15 protein-coding genes are annotated in these 20,978 nt (G+C 63.6%); 4 read left to right on the top strand and 11 right to left on the bottom strand.

Annotated elements, in window-relative coordinates; all coding sequences use genetic code 11:
• Positions 1 to 61: 61 nt before the first annotated feature.
• From fdhF to mobB, 8 genes are all read right to left on the bottom strand, one after another.
• Complete coding sequence (fdhF, locus tag ACPPVP_RS10570; RefSeq protein WP_426533846.1) at positions 62 to 2,827, bottom strand: formate dehydrogenase subunit alpha; 2,766 nt, start codon at positions 2,825 to 2,827, stop codon at positions 62 to 64.
• Entirely contained in the window at positions 2,824 to 4,536 is a 1,713-nt protein-coding gene (locus tag ACPPVP_RS10565; RefSeq protein ID WP_426533844.1) for an NADH-ubiquinone oxidoreductase-F iron-sulfur binding region domain-containing protein, read from the bottom strand. Before ACPPVP_RS10565 ends, fdhF begins: the two co-directional genes overlap by 4 nt.
• Positions 4,537 to 4,843: 307 nt before the next feature.
• Complete coding sequence (locus ACPPVP_RS10560) at positions 4,844 to 6,499, bottom strand: L-lactate MFS transporter (RefSeq protein ID WP_426533842.1); 1,656 nt, start codon at positions 6,497 to 6,499, stop codon at positions 4,844 to 4,846.
• Positions 6,500 to 6,910: 411 nt separating this feature from the next.
• Entirely contained in the window at positions 6,911 to 8,914 is a 2,004-nt protein-coding gene (locus tag ACPPVP_RS10555; protein ID WP_426533840.1) for a sensor histidine kinase, read from the bottom strand.
• Positions 8,915 to 8,927: 13 nt separating this feature from the next.
• A complete protein-coding gene (locus ACPPVP_RS10550) occupies positions 8,928 to 10,361 on the bottom strand; it encodes a sigma-54-dependent transcriptional regulator (RefSeq protein WP_426533838.1) in 1,434 nt (477 codons plus the stop codon).
• Between the two features lie 112 nt (positions 10,362 to 10,473).
• Positions 10,474 to 10,707, bottom strand: a complete 234-nt coding sequence (locus tag ACPPVP_RS10545) for a sulfurtransferase TusA family protein (protein ID WP_426533836.1) — start codon at positions 10,705 to 10,707, stop codon at positions 10,474 to 10,476.
• Between the two features lie 41 nt (positions 10,708 to 10,748).
• Positions 10,749 to 12,005, bottom strand: a complete 1,257-nt coding sequence (gene glp, locus ACPPVP_RS10540) for a gephyrin-like molybdotransferase Glp (RefSeq protein WP_426533834.1) — start codon at positions 12,003 to 12,005, stop codon at positions 10,749 to 10,751.
• 8 nt (positions 12,006 to 12,013) lie between these two features.
• Complete coding sequence (gene mobB, locus ACPPVP_RS10535) at positions 12,014 to 12,541, bottom strand: molybdopterin-guanine dinucleotide biosynthesis protein B (RefSeq protein WP_426533832.1); 528 nt, start codon at positions 12,539 to 12,541, stop codon at positions 12,014 to 12,016.
• Between the two features lie 177 nt (positions 12,542 to 12,718).
• Between mobB and fdhD the strand changes: the two genes are divergently transcribed.
• Positions 12,719 to 13,606, top strand: a complete 888-nt coding sequence (gene fdhD, locus ACPPVP_RS10530) for a formate dehydrogenase accessory sulfurtransferase FdhD (protein ID WP_426533830.1) — start codon at positions 12,719 to 12,721, stop codon at positions 13,604 to 13,606.
• Positions 13,599 to 14,216 (top strand): molybdenum cofactor guanylyltransferase MobA, encoded by a 618-nt coding sequence (gene mobA, locus ACPPVP_RS10525; RefSeq protein ID WP_426533828.1) that lies wholly within the window; start codon positions 13,599 to 13,601, stop codon positions 14,214 to 14,216. The genes fdhD and mobA overlap by 8 nt, the downstream gene beginning before the upstream one ends.
• A 22-nt stretch (positions 14,217 to 14,238) precedes the next feature.
• Here the strand turns inward: mobA and ACPPVP_RS10520 are convergent, their stop codons facing one another.
• On the bottom strand, positions 14,239 to 15,348 hold the full coding sequence (locus tag ACPPVP_RS10520) for a substrate-binding domain-containing protein (protein ID WP_426533826.1): 1,110 nt from the start codon (positions 15,346 to 15,348) through the stop codon (positions 14,239 to 14,241).
• A gap of 116 nt (positions 15,349 to 15,464) precedes the next feature.
• Here ACPPVP_RS10520 and ACPPVP_RS10515 point away from each other — a divergent pair, with 116 nt between their 5' ends.
• Positions 15,465 to 16,952 (top strand): aldehyde dehydrogenase family protein, encoded by a 1,488-nt coding sequence (locus ACPPVP_RS10515; protein ID WP_426533824.1) that lies wholly within the window; start codon positions 15,465 to 15,467, stop codon positions 16,950 to 16,952.
• A gap of 249 nt (positions 16,953 to 17,201) precedes the next feature.
• The gene (locus ACPPVP_RS10510; protein ID WP_426533822.1) at positions 17,202 to 17,831 is read left to right on the top strand and encodes a hypothetical protein; all 630 of its coding nucleotides are present in this window, start codon (positions 17,202 to 17,204) and stop codon (positions 17,829 to 17,831) included.
• A 7-nt stretch (positions 17,832 to 17,838) separates the two neighbouring features.
• Here ACPPVP_RS10510 and ACPPVP_RS10505 read toward each other — a convergent pair whose 3' ends face one another.
• Complete coding sequence (locus ACPPVP_RS10505) at positions 17,839 to 18,969, bottom strand: FAD-dependent monooxygenase (RefSeq protein ID WP_426533820.1); 1,131 nt, start codon at positions 18,967 to 18,969, stop codon at positions 17,839 to 17,841.
• 49 nt (positions 18,970 to 19,018) lie between these two features.
• The gene (locus ACPPVP_RS10500; protein ID WP_426533818.1) at positions 19,019 to 20,965 is read right to left on the bottom strand and encodes a molybdopterin biosynthesis protein; all 1,947 of its coding nucleotides are present in this window, start codon (positions 20,963 to 20,965) and stop codon (positions 19,019 to 19,021) included.
• Between the last annotated feature and the right edge of the window lie 13 nt (positions 20,966 to 20,978).

The following is a 20,978-nucleotide window of genomic DNA, read 5'->3' as shown; positions in this document are numbered from 1 at the left end:
CATCTCACGACGAAAGCAAGAGTGGATTGCTTCGCTTCGCTCGCAATGACGGCTGATAGACCTACTCCGCCGCCGACTGCAATTCCACCTTCTGCGCGCGCACGGCGCAGAACTTGAATTCGGGGATTTTCCCGAACGGATCGAGCGCCGGGTTAGTCAACAGGTTCGCAGCCGCTTCCGCGTAGCAGAACGGCATGAACACCATGTTCTCCGGCACGTCGCGGTCGGAGCGCACCTTGACCTCGACGGCGCCACGGCGCGTCTCCAGCCTGATGAAATCGCCGGGCCACACGCTTAACCGCCGCATGTCCTTTGGCGACATGAACGCCACCGCCTCCGGCTCGATCTGATCGAGCACGCTGGCGCGGCGGGTCATCGAGCCGGTGTGCCAGTGTTCGAGCACGCGCCCCGTCGACAGCACCATCGGATATTCGGCGTCGGGCACCTCGTCCGGCGCGATGACCTTGGCCGGCACGATCTTGCCGCGGCCACTCGCGGTCGGGAAACCGGTGGTAAAGATGATCTCGTTGCCGGGCTTGTCGGAAGCGTCGACCGGATAGGTCACCGCGCCCTCGCGCACCAGTCGGTCCCAAGTGATGTTCTTCAGCGACGGCATCACCTGCGTCATCTCGGTGAACACATCGGCCGGACCGTCGTAATTCCACGGCAGGCCCATGCGCTTGCCGATCTCCTGAATGATCCAGAGATCCTGCCGCGCATCGCCCGGCGGCTTGATCACCTCGCGCGCGAGCTGCACGCGGCGGTCGGTGTTGGTGAAGGTGCCGCTCTTCTCGGCAAAGGCCGAGGCCGGCAGGATGACGTCGGCGTGGAACGCGGTCTCGGTGACGAACAGATCCTGCACCACCAGATGGTCGAGCATCGCCAGCGCCCCGCGCGCATGCTGCAGGTCGGGATCCGACATCGCGGGGTTTTCGCCCTCGATATACATGCCGGTGATTTCGCCGGCATGGATCGCGTTCATGATCTCGACCACGGTCAAGCCACGCACCGGATCGAGGTCCTGATGCCAGAGCTTTTCAAAAGGCTCGCGCAGATCGGTGCGCCCGACCGGCTGGTAGTCCGGCAGGAACATCGGGATCAGGCCGGCGTCGGAAGCGCCCTGCACGTTGTTCTGGCCGCGCAGCGGATGCAGGCCGGTGCCGGGACGGCCGACCTGGCCGGTGGTCAGCGCCAGCGCGATCAGGCAGCGCGCATTGTCGGTACCGTGAATGTGCTGGCTGATGCCCATGCCCCAGAAGATGAGGGAGGCCTGCGAACGGGCATAGGCCCGCGCGACTTCCTTCAGCGTCTCGGCGGGAATCCCGCAGATCGCTTCCATCTTCTCCGGCGGGAAATCCTTGATGCGCTCGGCGAGCTCGTCAAAGCCCTCGGTGTAGCCCGCGATATACTGCTGGTCAGTCAGCCCTTCGGTGATGATGGTGTGCAGCATCGCGTTCAGCATCGCGACGTCGCTGCCGGGTTTGAACTGCAAATGCTTCCAGGCATGGCGCGACAGAGACTGCCTCCGCGGATCCATCACGATCAGCTTGGCGCCGCGCTTGGCCGCGTTCTTGATGTAGGTCGCCGCCACCGGATGGTTCACGGTCGGATTGGCGCCGATCACGATGATGACCTCGGCGTCCATGGCGGCGGCAAACGGCGCCGACACCGCGCCGGAATTCAAGCCCTCCATCAGCGCTGCCACCGACGAGGCGTGGCACAGCCGCGTGCAGTGATCGACATTGTTGGAGCCGAAGCCGGTGCGCACCAGCTTCTGGAACAGATACGCCTCTTCGTTGGAGCCTTTGGCGGAGCCGAAGCCGGCCAGCGCCTTGACGCCCTTTTCGTCACGGATTTTGACGAGGCCCTTCGCGGCGATATCGAGCGCCTCTTCCCACGACGCTTCGCGGAAATGCGTGAACGGATTGGCCGGATCGACTTGGTCGTTGGCGTCCTTCTTCGCATTCGGCAGCCGCACCAGCGGCTTTGTCAGCCGATGCGGGTGATGGATGTAGTCGAAGCCGAAGCGGCCCTTGACGCAGAGCCGGTTGTGGTTGGCGGGGCCGTCGCGGCCTTCGGCGTAAATGATCTTCTCGTCCTTGACCTGATAGGTGACCTGGCAGCCGACGCCGCAGAACGGGCACAGCGAGTCAACTTTCTTGTCGGCATAGGTGACGCGGGTCTGGTTCTCGTCGAGCATCACCGAGGGCATCAGCGCGCCGGTCGGACAGGCCTGCACGCATTCGCCGCAGGCAACGCAAGTGGACTCGCCCATCGGGTCGTCGAAGTCGAACACGATCTTGGCTTCGTGACTGCGATAGGCCATGCCGATGACGTCGTTGACCTGAACCTCGCGGCAGGCGCGCACGCACAGGCCGCACTGGATGCAGGCATCGAGATTGACGCTCATCGCGGGATGGCTGCTATCGCCCTGCCAGCGCTCGGCGGCCGGGAAACGGCTCTCGGTCACCTCGACCTTTTCGGCCCAGTGCCAGAACTTCGAATCGGGATCGTGCGAGGTCGCGCGCGCCGGCTGGTCGGCAACCAACAGCTCCATCACCATCTTCTGCGCAGCGACCGCGCGCGCGCTCTCGGACTTCACCTTCATGCCGACACTCGGCGTGCGCTTGCAGGAAGCGGCCAGCACGCGCTCGCCCTCGATCTCGACCATGCAGGCGCGGCAATTGCCGTCGGGCCGGTAGTCCGGCTCCGGCGAATAGCACAGATGCGGAATTTCCCTGTCGTGGCGTTTTGCGACCTGCCAGATGGTCTCGCCCGCGTTGGCCTCGACTTGCTTGCCGTCGAGTTCGAACTTGATCTTGGTCATTCCGCGGCCTCTTTCGGCACGAATTCTTCCGGAAAATATTTAATCACTGACGTCAGCGGATTCGAGGCGGCTTGTCCGAGCCCGCAGATCGAGGCATCGCGCATCGCCTGGCTCAACTGGTCGAGCAATTCGCGATCCCAGACCGGGCGCTCCATCAGGACCGCCGCCTTCTGGGTGCCGACCCGGCACGGCGTGCACTGGCCGCAGCTCTCATCTTCGAAGAATTTCATCAGGTTCAGCGCTGCGCCCTTCACACTGTCCTGATCGGACATGATGACGACGGCGGCTGAGCCGATGAAGCAACCGTATTTTTCCAGCGTGCCGAAATCGAGCGGGATGTTGTCCATCGAGGCCGGCAGGATGCCGCCCGACGCACCGCCGGGCAGATAGGCGTGGAAGGTATGGCCATCTGCCATGCCGCCGCAGAACTCGTCGATCAGTTCGCGCACGGTGACACCGGCCGGCGCCAGCTTCACGCCGGGATTCTTGACGCGGCCAGAGACCGAGTAGCTGCGCAGGCCGACACGGTCGTTGCGGCCGTGGCTCTTCCACCAGTCGGGGCCTTTCTCGACGATGTCGCGCACCCAGAACAACGTCTCGACATTGTTGATGAGCGTCGGCAGGCCGAACAGGCCGACCTGGAACGGATAAGGCGGCTTGTGCCGGGGCAAGCCGCGCTTGCCTTCAAGACTCTCGAGCAGCGCGGACTCCTCGCCGCAGATATAGGCGCCGGCGCCGCGACGCATGTGAATCCGCGGACCCCCTGCGGGTAGCTTGGCGATCTCGAGCGGAAGCAGCTTGAGCGCGGCAGGATATTCATCACGCAGATAGATGTAGACGTCCTCCGCGTCGATGATATGCGCTGCAATCAACGTCCCTTCGAGGAAACGGTGAACGTCGCGGAGCAGATAGAAGCGATCCTTGAACGTACCGGGCTCGCCCTCGTCGCCATTGACCGCCATCAGCCGGGGACCCGGCTCGCCCAGCACTGCCCGCCATTTGCGACCGGTGGGAAAGCCGGCGCCGCCCAACCCGCGCAGGCTGGAGTCGTCCAGAACCTTGAGAATGTCTTCCTTGTTGATCCGCCCCGCGCGCAGATCGCCGAGCAGCTTGTAGCCGCCCTGGCTGACATAGGTCTCGTAGTCGACATAGGATGGGATGATCGGATGGGTCTCGCCCCGCGCCGCGGTATCGAGAACTTCGGCCGACGTCGCGTTTAGTACGTAGCGGTGCCCGACTTCAGCGACCGGGGCGCTATCGCAGAATCCGACGCAGGGCGCGCGTACCACGCGAATGTCGGGGCCTGACTTGTCTTCCAGTTCGCTCAACAGCTTCTCAGCGCCCATCATGGCGCAGGTCAGCGAATCGCAGACGCGAATGGTCAGCGGCGCGATATCGGGCTCGCCCTCCTTCACCACGTCGAAATGCGCATAGAAGGTCGCGGTCTCGAACACTTCCGCAAACGACAGCTTCATCTCGTCGGCCAGCGCCGCCAGATGGGCCGCCGAGATCTGGCGGTACTTGTCCTGGATCAGGTGCAGATGCTCGATCAGCAGATCGCGGCGCCGCGGCCGGTCGCCGAGCAGAAGCTCGATCTCGTGGGCGGCGGTGGGGTCGACCTGGCGGCCCTTGGGGGTTGCCTTGGCCCGCTTCCGGCCGGCGCCCGGATGTTCGAACGCGCGGACCGTTTGTACGTCATGGACAGTCATTGATGGCGTCTCGTCCTCAGGACCTGAATTAGATCGACTCTAATGTCTGGTATGCCAGATGCCAAGCGAATTGTTACGCCTTGATAGGCGTTTAAGTCGCTGGCGCGGTTTCGGCACTCGAATACCCGCGGCGGATCCTGCCCCGTACGCCGCCTTGTCTGACGGCAGGATGAGACCGCGAAATGACCGCAAGATCAATAAAGCGATCCTATGCTGCGATTGCGAAAACGCATCGATCGGCCGCGCGAAATTCGGGTCGAAAGACGCCGCGGGATGCGCTGGTGGCGATCCCGCGGCGTCCTTGCGATCAGAGTATCTTCACGGCGCTTTCCAGCGTCTTCCACACGCCCCAGGCCAGGGGAATACCGACGAAGGCCCAGAACAGCGCGGCCCTGGCGTCAAGCCCGCCGAACCCGATGCCATAGGAACCGGACGGACCCGATGCCCCCGCGGTGGCCGTCGCCGCCTGCAGCTTGGCAACCTCGGCCTCGCTCATGTGCCATTTCTTGTCGACCGGCTTGATCAGGTAGTTGCAGATCAGGCCCGCGATCAGCATGGCGCAAAGGATGTACATCGTGGTGTTGTAGAGCTGGTCGCGCGGCACGCCGGCGGCAAGCTGGAACTCGCGGATGTAGTTCACGACCACGGGACCGATGATGCCCGCCGTCGACCACGCTGTCAGCAGCCTGCCATGGATGGCGCCCACGAACTGGGTGCCGAACATGTCGGCGAGATAGGCCGGCACGGTGGCGAAGCCGCCGCCATACATCGACAGGATGATGCCGAAGCCGAGCACGAACAAAAGCTTCGAGCCCATCGCGGCGAAGGTCGGCGCCAGCGCGTAGAGCGCGATGCCGAGGATGAAGAACGTATAATAGGTGTTCTTGCGGCCGATCTTGTCCGACAGCGACGCCCAGAAGAAGCGGCCGCCGATGTTGAACAGCGAAAGCAGGCCGGCGAAACCGGCCGCGATACCGGCGATCGTCGCCTTCTGCGTCGCGTCAAGCTGGTTGAAACCGACGTCGGGCAATCCGATCAGCTTGCCGGCGAAGATTTCCTGCAGCATTGGCGAAGCCATGCCGATCACGCCGATGCCTGCCGACACGTTGAGGCAGAGCACCCACCAGATCAGCCAGAACTGCGGCGTCTTGTGCGCGTCGTTCAAGTGAACGTTGTTCTGCGAGATCATCGCGTTGGCTTTTTCCGGAGGCGTCCAGCCCTCGGGCCGCCAGCCGGCCGGCGGAATGCGATAGCGGAAGGCGCCGATCATCATGAACACGAAGTAGATGACGCCCATTGCGACGAAGGTTTCCCAGACGCCGACCGAGGCCGGGGTCTTGAAATAGTTCATCAGCAAATTGGCCAGCGGTGCGCCGATCATGGCGCCGCCGCCAAAGCCCATGATGGCCATGCCGGTCGCCATGCCGCGCCGGTCCGGGAACCATTTCACCAGCGTCGACACCGGCGAGATATAACCGAGACCAAGACCGATGCCGCCGATCACGCCCGAGCCCAGCCACAGCAACCAGAGCTGATGGGTGTAGACACCGAGCGCGCCGAGGAAGAGACCGCCGCACCAGCACAGCGCCGAGACGAAGCCCGCCTTGCGGGGCCCGACCCGCTCGAGCCAGCCGCCCCACACTGCGGCGGCAATGCCGAGCAGCACGAAGAACAGCGTGTACATCCAGCCCATGCTGGCGACCTTCCAGTCGCAGGTCGTGGTAAAGAGTTCCTGCACCAGCGTCATGTCGGGGCAGGCCTTCGGCGCGTTCAGCCCGAGCGCGCGCGACAGCGGCAGCCAGAACACACTGAAGCCATAGGCCATGCCTATGCATAGGTGAATGCAAAGCGCCGCTGGCGGCACCAGCCAGCGATTGAAGCCTGCGGTCGCAATCGTCCGCTCCTTGTCAAGTAATCCCGTTCCTGCACCGGGAATGCTCCCGGCGCTGCTGATAGATGTCATCGTTATTTTCCCCTGCAGCCCACTGTTGAACTGGGCGTGTTTGCCGTCTTCGATCCCGTCATCTTCAGCCATGCAGTGGAACAGCCCCATCCTGCTGTCCCATGCCGTCCTGAACGCGCGGGGATCGCCACGCGCATTCGGGAACCCAACCACCCTGATGTTTTGATTATGCGTGCGGCCTTGCCAGCCAATTGAGGTGAGATTTTGCCGGCATGACATGCGCAGCCGACAGCTCGCCTCGGCTGTGCACCGCTGGTCGTCGCGCCTCCCTTTCAAGTTGTTGAAAAAGAAGTGAGCAATCCATGTGCCAAATCGCACGATGCGGGAAATCAATGACTTGTGAGTGACCGCACGTGCAACCGAGGACAAAATGTCCTGCTGTCACCGGACAAAATGTCCGAACGATCGCGATCAGTCGGCCTCTGGAAGCCAGACACGGAATGTGCTCCCGCGACCGATTTCGCTTTTTGCCGTGATCTGGCCACCCTGCCGCTTGATCAATGTCTGACTTATGGAAAGACCAAGGCCGGTTCCATCCCGGCGTTTCGTTGTAAAGAAGGGATCGAACACCTTTTCCACAACATCCGCACCCATGCCGATTCCGGTATCGGTCACTTCAACGACAATGCCGGGGACCCCGTCGCGATCAGCGTCGTATGAATGCAGTGTCAGGCTGCCACCATCCGGCATGGCATGGATCGCGTTGACGATCAGGTTGATCACCACCTGCTGCAGTTCCGTGCGGTTCATCAGCACCAGGCGGCTTGCCCGATCCTCTCTCGCCACGCTGATTTCCGTCTTGTTCAGGAGATGCTGCACCAGCGGGAGACAATCCGCCACGACGCTTCCGGGCGCATGACGCTCGACATAGCCGGCATATTCTTCCGGCCTGGCAAACTGCAAGAGCTTGGTGACGATCTGGCTGATGCGATGAATCTGCTGATCCAGCAGGCGGAACTCGACCTTGGCCTTGTCGGCCTCGTCACCAATCACGCTGCGGATAACGTCGAGATTGCCCTGCATCACCGCGATCGGATTGTTGATCTCATGCGCCACGCCGGCGGTGATTTCGCCGATCGCGGCGAGCTTCTCGGACATGATGAGCTGCTTGGTGGTCGCCTCCAGCTTCAGATTGGCGTGTTCGAGATCCCTCGTTCGCTCGCGCACCCGCGTGTTCAACTCCTCGTTCCACTCGCGCAACTGCCGGTCTCGCTCCTGGATCTGGTCGAGCAGGGTATCGAGGTGAAACGCCACGCGGCCGATCTCGTCACCCGACGCCGGCAATTTGGTGCGGGCGGACAGGTTGCCGCTCTCCACTTCGCCGATCGTCGTGGTGACGCGTTCGAGCGGCATGAATATCGACTGCGCCCAGCGCAGGAAGATCGGCACGGTCGCCGCCGTGATCACGATGAATGCGAGCGCGATGATCAGAAGCGTCTCAAACTTCGCGTCACTGAACGGCTTCTGCAGAAAGCCGACATAGAGCATGCCGACGCGCTTGCCATAGCTGTCAACCAGCGGCTCGTAGGCGGAGATGTACCAATCGTTGACGACGAACGCGCTGTCGAGCCAGGTGCGCCCCTCCTCCATCACAGCGGAGCGCACGGCTGTCGATACGCGCGTGCCGAGTGCGCGCCGGCCCTCGAACAGGCGGACATTGGTGGAAATCCGCACGTCGTCCAGAAACAGTGTCGCCGTTCCCTGGCTACCCTCGGGCAGGCTGGCAGACTGATAGACGAGGTCGTTGATCGTATCGATGAATTCCAGGTTCTGATTGAGCAGGATGCCCCCGACCAACGCCGCCGGCGCGCCGGCGGGCGTCGTCGCCCGGCTCGCCGCGTGCACGACCATGCCGTGCGTTTCCGTGCTACGATCGGTCGGCACCGCGTTCGGCGTCGGCACCAGGTCGAGACGGGCGCGTTTGGCGAGATCGGGCGAAATTGCCGCAAGCTCATCATTGCTGAAGATGTCGATGGCGGCTGACGGCGCTTTCCCCGATAAAGCCGAAGCGATGATCGGCCAGTCGCCCCTTGGCTGCCCCGGAAACGCGGGTGACGAGGCGAGAATCTTTCCGTCCGCGTCCATCAAATAGAGAAAGTCGAGACCGATCTCCTTGCGGGAGGTTTCGAGCAGATCGCCCACGGCGGACAGCGGATCGTGTTCTTCCACATCGCGGAAGCGGGCGGAGAGGCCGAGCGCGCGGATCTGCACGCCGGTCTTTTCCAGAATGCGGGCCAGATATTGATGGGCGATGGTGAGATCGCCATGCACCTTTGAAATCAGGGTGGCGTCAAACCTCGAATTCCAGCGCGAGATCGCGACCCCGAGCAGCAGCGGCAGGATGACCAGCATGGGAAGCAGCGCGATCGCCAGCAGGCGGAAACGAACGGAGCGCCCGCGCGCCGGCTCGTTCATCCTGCCTGCCCGCTCAGACATTCCATAGCGCGCATTTGCGGTCGATCGTCTTGCGCGAGATGCCGAGCCTGCGCGCGGCTTCCTCACGGTTGCCGCCGCTCTCCTTCAGGACCGAAAGAATGTGCCGGCGTTCCATATCTTCCAGGCTGTCGGCGGCGGCCGGCTGGCCATCGCCGCGCGGTCCTGCGAAATCATCCGGGAACGCGCCAAGGATCAGCGTGCGCTCGATCAAATTGCGCAGTTCCCGCACATTCCCCGGCCAGTCGTAACTCGCCAGCGCGGCGCGGACCGCGCTGTCGATGACAACCGGCGGCATGCCGAGCTGCGCCGAGAGCTTGGTCATGAATATGGTGGCGAGTTCCTGGACGTCGTCGCCGCGGTCCTTCAGCAGCGGCAGATGAATCTGCATGACGTTGAGGCGGTAATACAGGTCGGCGCGAAAGCGGCCCTTCTCGACTTCTTTTTGCAGATCGCCATTGGTCGCAAAAATGAGACGGAGATCGACCGGCACTTCGCGCTCGGAGCCGACGGGACGGACCCGACGGTCTTCCAGGACTCGCAAGAGCTTGCTCTGCATCGGCAGCGGCAGCTCGCCGATTTCATCCAGGAACAGCGTGCCGCCATGCGCATAAAGAAACAGGCCGTCGCGGCCGCTATCCGCGCCGGTGAAGGCTCCCTTGAGGTGGCCGAACAGTTCGGCCTCGATCATCTCGGGCGGAATGGCCGCGCAATTGACCGGCACGAACGGCTTGTCGGCGCGGTCGGACAGCGAATGAATCGAGCGCGCCGCGACTTCCTTGCCGGTGCCGGATTCGCCGGTCAGCAGGATCGAGGTCGGCAGGCGGGCGACGCGGGCGATGGTTTGCCGCACGCCGCGGGTCGCCGGTGACGTCCCGATCAGATTGTCGCGCAGGAACGTGCGATCGGAGGAAGCGCGCAGCGCATAGCGCAGCACATAATTCTCGCGCTGCAGCCGGACCCGGTCGAGACAACGCGCCACCGCGTTCAGGATCTGGTTCGAGCGGAACGGTTTAAGCACGAAGTCGACCGCACCGGCGCGCAGCGCCTGAATTGCGGTGTCGAGATCGGCATACGCCGTGATGAGAATGGCGTCGGCGAAGAAGCCGACGGCTCGCTGCTCTGCCAGCCATTCGACCCCATTCTTGCCCGGCATGATATTGTCGAGGATGACGACGTCGAACCGGCTCTTGTCGAGCATGCGCGAGGCTTCATCCGTATCGGCCGCCTCGGCCACATGCTTGCAGCGTGGTCCCAGCGTGCGCACCAGAAAATTGCGCATTCCGGGTTCGTCATCCACGATCAGAATCGAGGCTTGCGCCAGCGCACTGAACTCGGCACCGCCGGCCGATTTGCCGAGCTTTGCCGCCGGCTCATTGACCGTGGCAGGAGATGCTGCTGCGCTCGCCTTCGATGTCGGGAAGTTCATGCCGGAATTTGTAGGACCGATCGGCGCACCCGGCAATCGCGCGTCCTAGTGAAGTTGTCTAATTGACGCGCCCGGGTTGTGCCCGCTCGAAGAGCTCAGGCATTTGGCTTTTCTATTGGGCCATTGATTTTTCTATCAAAAATACGATACGGCCCTGGCTGCGCTCGGTGATTTCGACCGTGTCGCCGGTCTCGCGAATAAGGTTCGGGATGTCGATCACCGACAGCGGGTCCGTGCAGAGCACTTCCAACCGATCGCCGGGCGGCAACGTCTTCAGCGCCTTGCGCGTCTTCAACGCCGGAAGCGGGCATTTCAGCCCGGCAAGATCGAGTTTTATCGTCGTCATGGGCCGACCATGGCGAAGCGCGCCCGCATCGTCAACGGACATCAGTTGATCAGGCTCGCATAGGACAGGAACCCAACCGTCTGGCCGGGCGCGACCTGGGTGACTTCTTCGCCAAGCTCGACCAGGCCGTCGGTGTCCGCCAGCGAGGACAGCAAGCCCGCACCTTCGCGCGGAAATTTCACCGCTTCGAGCGCGCCATCGGCGGCCTTGCGCAGGGTGACGCGGACATATTCGCGGCGCGCAATTTTCTTCTTGTAGCTGAAGGCGGCACGCACCGGCATTGGCAACAGCGGCTCCGGCCGCGCGCCTGATAGCGCCAGAATGGTCGGCCGCACCACGTGGACGAAGGTGACAAAACTCGCCACGGGATTGCCGGGCAACCCGATGAACGGGGTGCCGCCAATGATTCCCATCGCGACGGGGCGTCCCGGCTTGATCGCCATCCGCCACAGCACCAGCCTGCCGACGCTTTCGACGCTTGCCTTGACGTGATCCTCCTCGCCGGTCGAAACGCCGCCAGTGGTGAGGATCAGATCGTGCGTGCCGGCCACCTCCTGCAGCGCGCGCGCGAGTGCGTCGCGGTCGTCCCTGAGGATGCCCAGATCGCTGACCTCGCAGCCGAGCCGCGCCAGCATCGCCATCAGCATGAAGCGGTTGGAATCGAACAATTGCGCCGCGGCGCGCGTCTCACCCGGCGAGGCCAGTTCGTTGCCGGTGGAGAACACCGCGACGCGAATACGCCGGACGACATCGAACTGCGTCAGGCCGAACGCCGCGGCAAGCGCAACATCCTGCGGCCGCAGCCGCTGGCCGGCCTTCAGCGCGGCAACGCCGGAAGCGATGTCTTCGCCCGCGGGACGCACATTGGCGCCGGGCTTGAGGCCTGCAGGGAGAACGACCTTGTCGCCGTCGACGCGGACGTCTTCCTGCATGAATACGGTATCGGCACCATCAGGCATCGGCGCGCCGGTGAAGATGCGCATCGCCTGTCCTGACTTGACCGGCGCATTCGGGGAGCCGCCCGCCTGGACGCGCCCGGTGACGGGGAATGCCTGCTCTTCTTTCTGCGGCAGGTCGCGGCTCGAAACTGCATAGCCATCGACGGCGGAATTGGTGAAGGGCGGCAGCGGCAGCGGCGCCAGAATGTCGTGCGCAAGAATGCGGCCATCGGCGCGCACGAGCGCCACCGTCTCGACATCGACGACCGCCGTCACGCGTGTCGCAATGAGACCGACGGCCTCATCGACCGACATCATCGGCCCGCCGAAGGCAAAGCAATCGTCGGACAATTGCGCCATCTGCCTGATCAGCCCTCAGCTTCGCATTTCGCCAATACGTCCTCGAGCGAGATCGCCGATTTGATCATCATCGCCGCGACCGCCTCGATATCGTCGAGATGGGCGGTCGGCAGCGTGGTTTCAACCGTCGTATCGGTCGCGATTCCAACGATACCGGGATCGTCGGGGAACAGCAGCGGCTTTTCATTCGCGGCGCGATAGACCTCGATCTTGCGGTGCGGCTCACGCTTGAAACCCTCGACCACGACGAGATCGACCCGCGACATCTTGGCCAGCAGTTCCGGCAATCGCGGCTCGGCAGCGCCGCGCAGTTCGCGCATCAGCGCCCAGCGCTGGCTGGACGATACCAGCACTTCGGCCGCACCGGCCTCGCGGTGCTTCCAGGAATCCTTGCCGGGCACGTCGACATCGAAAGCATGATGGGCGTGCTTGATGACGGAAACGCGCAGGCCCTGTTTCTGCAATTGCGGGATCGCCCGCGTCAGCAAGGTGGTCTTGCCGGCGCCGCTCCATCCCGCGAGGCCTATTACTTTCATTACGTTCTCCGGCGCCGGCACGTTCCGTCATTGCGAGGGAAGCGACGCAATCCATACTTTCTCCGCCGCACGATGGATTGCTTCGCTTCGCTCGCAATGACGGCGTGAGGCCGCATTGTCCATACCCTCAAATGCTTTATATCGGCTGGATGCCATTGTCATGCTAACCTCCCGGATATGATGAAAATCGAGAAAGCCCCCGCCCCCCTGATCGTGCCGAATCCCGAGGATCCGCGGCTGACCGAGCGCGTCGCCGGGACCGACCAGGCCGGTGCGGCGGTCGAAATCCGGGTACCGGTGGAGCGGCCGCTGACGCTGTATCTGAACGCCCAGGAGATCGTCACCATGATGACGATCGGCGACTATCCGGAATATCTGGCGCTCGGCTATCTCCTGAACCAGAACATGCTGAAATACGACGATGTCGTCACCGAGGTCGAATATGACGACGATCTTCAGGTGGTGGTGGTGCGGACCGAGCACCACACCAATTTTGAAGCAAAACTGAAGAAACGCACGCAGACCTCCGGCTGCGCGCAGGGTACGGCATTCGGCGACCTCCTCGAAGCCGTCGAAAGCGTGGCGCTGCCAAAAGCAGAGCTGCGCACGTCCTGGCTCTACCAGATGACGCATGCGATCAACACCATGCCCTCGCTCTATCTGGAAGCCGGCGCGATCCATGGCTGCGTGCTGTGCAAGGAAGGCACGCCTGTCTGCTACACCGAGGACGTCGGCCGCCACAACGCCGTCGACAAGATCGCGGGGTGGATCTATCGCCACGGCGTCGATCCCGCCGACAAGATCCTCTACACCACCGGCCGCCTCACCTCCGAGATGGTGATCAAGACGGTGCGGATGGGAATCCCCATTCTCATCTCTCGCTCGGGTTTCACCGCATGGGGCGTCGAACTGGCGCGGCAGGTCGGGCTGACGCTGGTCGGCCGCACGCGGGGAAAACGCTTCATCGCACTGTCCGGACAGGAACGGATCGTGTTCGACCAGAACCTCGATTATGTCGAGGAAGAATCCGCGCGGCACAAGCGCAAGGGTGAAGGCGATGAATAGTATTCCCGGCGTGCTGCTCGCCGGTGGCCTGGCGCGACGGATGGGCGGCGGCGACAAGCCGATGCGCACGATTGCCGGCCGTACCATCCTCGACCGCGTGATCGCGCGCCTTGCGCCACAATGCGACGGCCTCATTCTCAATGCCAATGGCGATCCCGCGCGCTTTGCAGCGTTCGGTCTTCCGGTCATTGCGGATGGCGTTGCGGATTTTCCGGGACCGCTCGCTGGCATCCTGGCGGCACTGGATTGGGCTGCGGCCAACCGCCCGGATGTAAAGCTCGTCCTCAGCGCCGCCGCCGACTGCCCGTTTCTGCCGCGCGATCTGGTGTCACGGCTATACGGCGCGCTCGAAGCGGAGAATGCCGAGCTGGCCGTCGCCGCTTCCGACGGCCAGTCCCATCCGGTGATCGGATTATGGAGCGTCGGCTTGCGCGAACAGCTGCGCCACGCGCTTGTGGTCGAAGACGTCAGGAAGATCGACCGCTGGACCGCACGCTACCGGCTTGCCACGGTGACATGGCCCGTCACACCGCTCGATCCATTCTTCAACGCCAACACGATGGATGACATTGCGGAGGCGGAACGGTTGGCGGCACTGGACGGCGGCTGAAGCGCATGCGCCGCGGCCCAATTCATTTCTTTCGCTTGCCGCGCGCCGCCGTCTTCCCATCCACGCTGCTGAGAAATTCCTGCACGGTACTGACCGATCCGGAGTTGGCCGTGACATACCCGGGAAGTGCGGCAACCGCCTTGTGAAATTCGCTGCCTTTCATCACGCCGAGCACGCGCTGCATCGGCTCGGTCTCCAGAAACGAGCGGCGGCAAACGAAGAAATAATCCTCGGTCAGAAGCCGGACGAAATCGAGCCCGAACTGCCGGGCGGCGGCCTCCACGCCGAAGCTGACGTCGGCCATGCCGCTCGCCACGTAAGCGGCCACCGCGGCGTGGGTGAATTCCATCTGCTGCGCACCGTTGATCCTGGCCTCGTCGATCCGGTGCAGAGCCAGCAACTGGTCGAACAGCAGGCGCGTGCCGGAATCATGGTCGCGGTTGACGAAGCGGGCCTTGCGGTCGACGATGTCCTTTAGCGACGTGATCTTGAGCGGATTGCCGCGCTTGAGCATCAGCCCCATCTCTCGCGTCACGAAATGAATCACACGGTTCTCGCGCGGATCGAGCCATTCCCGGCAGGCCTGAACGCTTTGCGCGCGCAGCTCGCCGCGCGGCAGATGCACGCCGGAAAGATCGCAGGCGCCCTGCGCCAGCGACACCAGCGAATTCTGGTTGCTGACATAGCGCAGATCGACGCCGATGCCGGATTCATGGTCGAGCAACTCGCGCAGCTTTGAAACGGCGTAGCCATGGCTGGCATGAACGCGAATCACGGACGGGCGCTGGTGCAGGAACGGCTTGATCTCGGTGACGAGCTCCTGCGCGAGATTTTCCAACTGAGGACCAAGACGGGCCTGCATGCGTTGTCCGGCCCAGACCAGCTTTTCGCCGAACGCCGTCAGTGCCGTCCCCTTGCCACGGCGGGTTTCGACCAGCGGCGCCCCGAAGAACGCCGACCATTGCTCGACCAGGTTCCAGACGTGACGGTAGGAAAGCTGGGCGTGGGTCGCGGCGCTGGTGAGTTTTCCGGTTTTTCTGATCTCGTTGAGAACGCCGAGCATCACGACGATGGTTTGCGGGCTGCCCTCCTGCCGAAATCGCCAGACAGTCTCGATCTCGATCTGCAGCATTAGCCTACCCTCCTATGAATTCAACTTCATATATGGCGACCGCCATAGGCAAAACATATCATATTTACGTCAGCATATTTCCCTCCCACGTTAGGATCAAGAATGGAGGAAATATGATGTCTATTGCATATGATTACGCCCGTGAGGCGACGCCCCCGGTTTCGGCCGTCCAATCTCGCCTGCTGCTGATCGACGGTCAGCACGTTCCATCCGCGTCCGGCCGCACCTTCAAGACCCTCAATCCCGCCACCGAGCAGGTCATCGCCACCGTCGCGGAAGGCAATGAAGCCGACGTCGATCGCGCGGTCGCGGCGGCGCGGCGTGCGTTCGAAGGTCCCTGGCGCACCATGCGCGCCTCAGAGCGCGGGCAAATCCTGCTCCGGCTCGCCGGCCTGATGAAGCAGCATGCCGACGAAATAGCGGCACTCGAAAGCCTCGATGCCGGCAAGCCGATCTCAGGTGTGCTGCGGCAGGACCTGCCGGCTGCCATCGATACGCTGACCTACTACGCCGGCTGGGCCGACAAGATCAGCGGCGAAGTCGTTTCCACGCGGGATGACGCGCTCACCTATACCGTTCGCGAGCCGGTCGGCGTGGTGGCCGCCATCGTGCCCTGGAATTTTCCGCTGATGATCGGGATGTGGAAGCTCGCGCCGGCGCTCGCCTGCGGCTGCACCGTCGTGATGAAGCCTGCCGAGCTGACGTCGCTTTCGGCATTGCGCATCGGCGAGCTGGCGCTCGAGGCAGGATTGCCGCCGGGCGTGCTCAATATCGTCACCGGCCCCGGCCGGGTGGTCGGCGACGCCCTGGTCAATCATCCCGATGTGGACAAGGTGACATTCACGGGATCGCCCGGCGTCGGCCGCGGAATCCTGCGCGGTGCGGCCGGCAATTTCAAACGTGTCTCGCTCGAACTCGGCGGCAAGTCCGCCAACGTCATCTTTGACGACGCCGACATCGAGGCTGCAAGCAAGGCGGCGGCGTCTGGAATCTTCTTCAACGCCGGGCAGGTCTGTTCGGCCGGTTCGCGCGTGCTTGTGCATGAGCGAGTCTATGATGAGGTGGTCGAGCGGCTGACGCAGCGCGCGCAGGCAATCCGCATCGGCGACCCCGCCGACCGCGCCACCGCGCTCGGCCCGGTCATCTCCGAAAAGCAGATGAAGAGCATCCTCGACTATGTCGATATCGGCCAGCAAGAAGGCGCGCTTTTGACGACAGGCGGCAAGCGCGTCGGCGACCGCGGCTATTTCATCAGCCCGGCGGTGTTCGCCAATGTCAGGCACGAGATGCGGATCTCGCAGGAGGAAATCTTCGGCCCGGTCGTGAGCGTCATCAAGTTCCGCGACGAGGCCGATGCGCTGCGGATCGCCAATGGTACCGCCTATAGCCTGGCAGCCGGCGTCTGGAGCCGGGATATCGGACGCGTGCAGCGCTTTGCAAAGAAGGCCAATGCCGGCACGGTCTGGATCAACACCTATGGCTATACCGACGTGCGGTTGCCGTGGGGCGGCGTGCGCGATTCCGGCTTCGGCCGCGAACACGGCTCGGCGGCGATCGAGAATTTTACCGAGCCGAAGGCGGTGTGGATGAACCTCAACGTGTGAGCAAGCGGCGCGCTTTGACCTTCGTGCTTCGCTGGGCGATGCGCAGCATCGTCCGGCGACGCACGGCCTTGCCGTGCTCTTCACCGTGAAGGGTAGCAAGCACTACCTGGAGATTGAAGAATTCCGTCGTGATTTCAGCTTCGGATTAATCTACTTTAATGGACTTGCTCATAGAATTACCGCGGCGGATTTATCGCGAGGCCACCCGTGGCAATATTCGGACGCAGGAAGCCGGAAAGCTTTACCGAGTTGAAAGAGACCATGCGTCCGACACCGGACGCCGATGGCGTAACCCGCGTCTTCCCCAGCGAGCTCTGGGACGATCCCAAAATTGGAACACTGCTGCGGGAAGCCGGCTTTGCTCCGGACGATGCGCGCAACATCCTGCCGACGGCAGAGGACTACATCGCGCTTTTCGCCGCGGCCAAGCAGCGGCTGCATGAGCGCACCGAGGCTTTCAACCGCGACATGACGATGCGCCATGGCTACTGCCATGCCGTGCCTTTTCTGGTCATCGACCACACGATCTGGGACGGCGAACATGGTGCGTTCCTGTACGCCCAGATGAACCTCATCGGGTTCGACGAGTGGAACGTACTCATGCTGGCAGGGGATGTAGGCACCAAGGAGAGCTGTGACCTGGCGGGTCATCCCGGTACGGTGCCGGCGGTTACGGAAGTCATGACCAGGCGCGTGATCGACTGGAAGCATCGCCATGACATCGCGCTGGAAGCATACGGCATTACAGCGACGGGTGGCCAGGGCATGACCCGGGAGCAATACGAGGCCGAGCACGACACCCTGCGCAGGGAGATCGTGGACAACGTCGGCTGGATGAAGCCACGGATCATCAGCGAGCTGTTGCGCGTCCAGGCCTAAGGGAAACTTACGCCGCCAGCGGCACCGTCCAGGCGTCGTAGCCGTACACCCAGTCGGTATCGGTCCTCCCGCTGAGCCAGGTGTTGGCACGCGAGGTCTGTTGGATGCGCGCGGTGCGCTCCTTGCGCGTCGCCTCGAAACGGCGAAATGCATTCGCAACGCCGTCCCGCTCGACGCCGTCGAGGCAGCGCGACAGCACCGCGGCGTCCTCGATCGCCATCGCCGCGCCCTGCGCCATGTAGGGTGTCATCGGGTGGCAGGCATCTCCAAGCAGCGTCACGTTGCGATCCGCCCATCGCTCCAGCGAGTTGCGATCCACGATTGCCCATTTATGGACATCAGGGCACGCGGCCAGCACCTGCTCGACCTGACGGTCGAAGCCGGCGAACGCCTTGCGCAATTCCCTGACGTCGCCCTTCGCCGACCACGACTCGATACGGAAATCCGGCTCCGGTTGGCTGGTAACAAGGTAGATCTCGCTGCGGTCGGGCTTGACGTAATAGATGACGATGTGGCGGTCCTCGCCCCACCATTTGGTGCAATCGTCGATCTTTTCGCCCCCGAGCAGCGCGGCCGGATAGGTGGTGCGATAGGCGATCCGCCCGGTGAAACTGACTGGCGAGGCGCCAAACAGAATGTCCCTCACGAGGGAATGAATGCCGTCCGCGCCAATCACGGCGTCGACGGTCGCGCTTGTACCATTGGCAAAGGCGAGCCGGACGCCCTCACCGGTCTCGTCCAGGCCAACCAGTTTGTGATCGAGCTTGACGCATTCGTCCGGAACAGCACTCGCGAGCGCCGCGTGGAGATCACCGCGATGCGCCAGCAGATAGGGCGAGCCAAATTTCTGTTCGGCGCTCTCGCCAAAAATCATGTCGAATTTGACTTCGCCGGTGCGCCAGTCGCGATTGTTCCAGGAGCGCGGATAGAAGGATTGCGCACGCAGCCTTTCCTCCAGCCCCAACCCGCGCAGCACCTTCATGGCGTTGCATCCGATCTGGATGCCGGCGCCGATCCGCGCGAACTGCGTCGCCTGCTCGTAGACGGTGACGTCGATGCCGACCCGCCGCAGCGCCGCGGCGGTCGCAAGTCCACCCATGCCGGCGCCGATGATCGCAATCGATAGCGGTCTTGCCATTCCCATCCCTGCCCCGAGCCGCTTCTGTTGACGGCTTACATGTCACGCGTCAGGCCGGCCGAAAGCCCGCCTGCTCCAGCGCCGTGCGGCCCTGGTCCGACGCCAGCGCGTCGAGAAAGGCCTGCACCGCCGGCCGCTGCTTGCGCGCCGTCACCAGCGCGAAATCATAATGCTCTTCGGCAAAGGGAATGAAACCCAGGTTTGACGCATGCGCGACCGGCGCAATGGTCATGCCCCAATCGGCGCGCTGCTGCGCGACCGCAGCCGCCACCGCATTGTGCGAGCGCGGCTGATTCCAGTAGCCGTCCGGGTGTGCGCCGCCGAGCAGCCGGTCGATCAGGATGCGCGTGCCCGCGCCCTGGTTGCGATTGACCATGATGCAGGCGGGATCGGCGAGTGCGGCGCGCACCGCGTCTTCCGCGCTCAAATCTTCGAAACGCCGATCGCCCTTGCGGAACACGATGCCCTGCATGCGCCGCCAGCCCGGCACCAGTTCAAGCCCGTCGCTGAGATAGGGCGTGTTGTAGGTTTCGGTCTTGTCGTCGAACAAATGGATCGGCGCAAAGTCGCACTCGCCACGTTTGGCGGCCGAGAGCCCGCCGAGACTGCCGACGGCGATCGAGCGCACGACGAGCCCGGCATGCGCCAGCGGCGCGGTGACGAGATCGAGGCCGGTGCAGTGGCTGCCGACGATGACGAGATCCGGCACCCGCACATGCGGCGTGAACAGCGTCACCTCGGCCTCGCTGCCCGCCGGCATCTGATCCGCGAGCGCGTCGATCTTCAGAAAGCCGTCGGCCTGCGCGAAGGAGGTGATGGCGCCGGAGCCCTTGCCTGTCGGGTACGCGATCAGCCCGTCTGACCCTTCGACCAGCGACACCATGACGAATTCGGTGCGGCCGAGTTCGGAGGCGATCCGCACCGGCACGCGCGCATTGACCTTGGCATCCGAACGTGGCGGCAGGCCCGCCATTCGCCGCAGCACCGGCACGATCATGTCGTGGAACGTGAACATCGCCGAGGTCGGAAATCCCGGCAGGATGATCACGGGCTTGCCGTCGCACACCGCAAGGCACAGCGGCTTGCCCGGCTTCAGCGCCACGCCATGCGCAATGATGCCGGGCTTGCCGAGCCGGCCGATGACGCGGTGAGAGACGTCGCCCGCGCCTTTTGACGTGCCGCCTGACAGCACCAGCATGTCGCTGGTGTCCAGCGCCCTGCGCATCGCGACTTCGAGTTGCGCCTCATCGTCGGGGATGGCGCCGAGAAACTTTGCCTCGCCACCGTTCTCCGTGATCGCCGCGGTGACGATCGCGCCGTTGGTGTCGTAAATCGCAGCCGGTCGCAGCGGCTGGCCGGGCTGCACCAGTTCGTCGCCGGTGGAGATGATCGCAACGCGCGGCCGCCGCGCGACGGAAACCTGCGCGATGCCGCAGGCGGCCAGCATGCCGATCTCGCGCGAGCCGATGACGGTGCCAGCGCGCAGCAGCGCTTCGCCACGCGCGATATCGGAGCCGGCATAGGAGACGAATTGACCGGGGGAAGCGGCGCGGCGGATCTCGATCGCGCGAGGCTCTGCCGGCTGGGTGTGTTCGACCATCACGACGGCGTCCGCGCCGCGCGGCACTGGACCGCCGGTCGCGATGGATGTGGCCGTGCCCGACAAGACCGGCCGTGTCGGCGCAGTGCCGCAAGCGATCACCTCGTCGTTCAGCATCACGCGCACCGGCGAGGCCTCGCCGGCAGAAGCGAGATCGGCGGAACGCACCGCAAAGCCATCGACGTTGGAGCGGTCGAACGGCGGCACGTCGATCGGCGCCACCACGTCTTCGGCGAGCGCGCAGCCGAGCGCGTCCGCGAGCAGGCGCTTTTCTGCGGGCACCGCACGCGGAAAAAAGGCGGCCTCGAATCGCGCCAGCGCATCCTCGCGCGACAGGATCGTCAGGAACTGGTCCTGATCGACGTCACGATCTTTCGGCGCCGGGGTATTGGTCATTTTTGAGCTCATA

The organism is Bradyrhizobium sp. McL0615 (genome assembly GCF_049993905.1).
In the GTDB taxonomy this organism is placed as follows: domain Bacteria; phylum Pseudomonadota; class Alphaproteobacteria; order Rhizobiales; family Xanthobacteraceae; genus Bradyrhizobium.
Note: the sequence above shows the minus strand (reverse complement) of the source record. Positions and strands in the feature narration are given on the sequence as shown.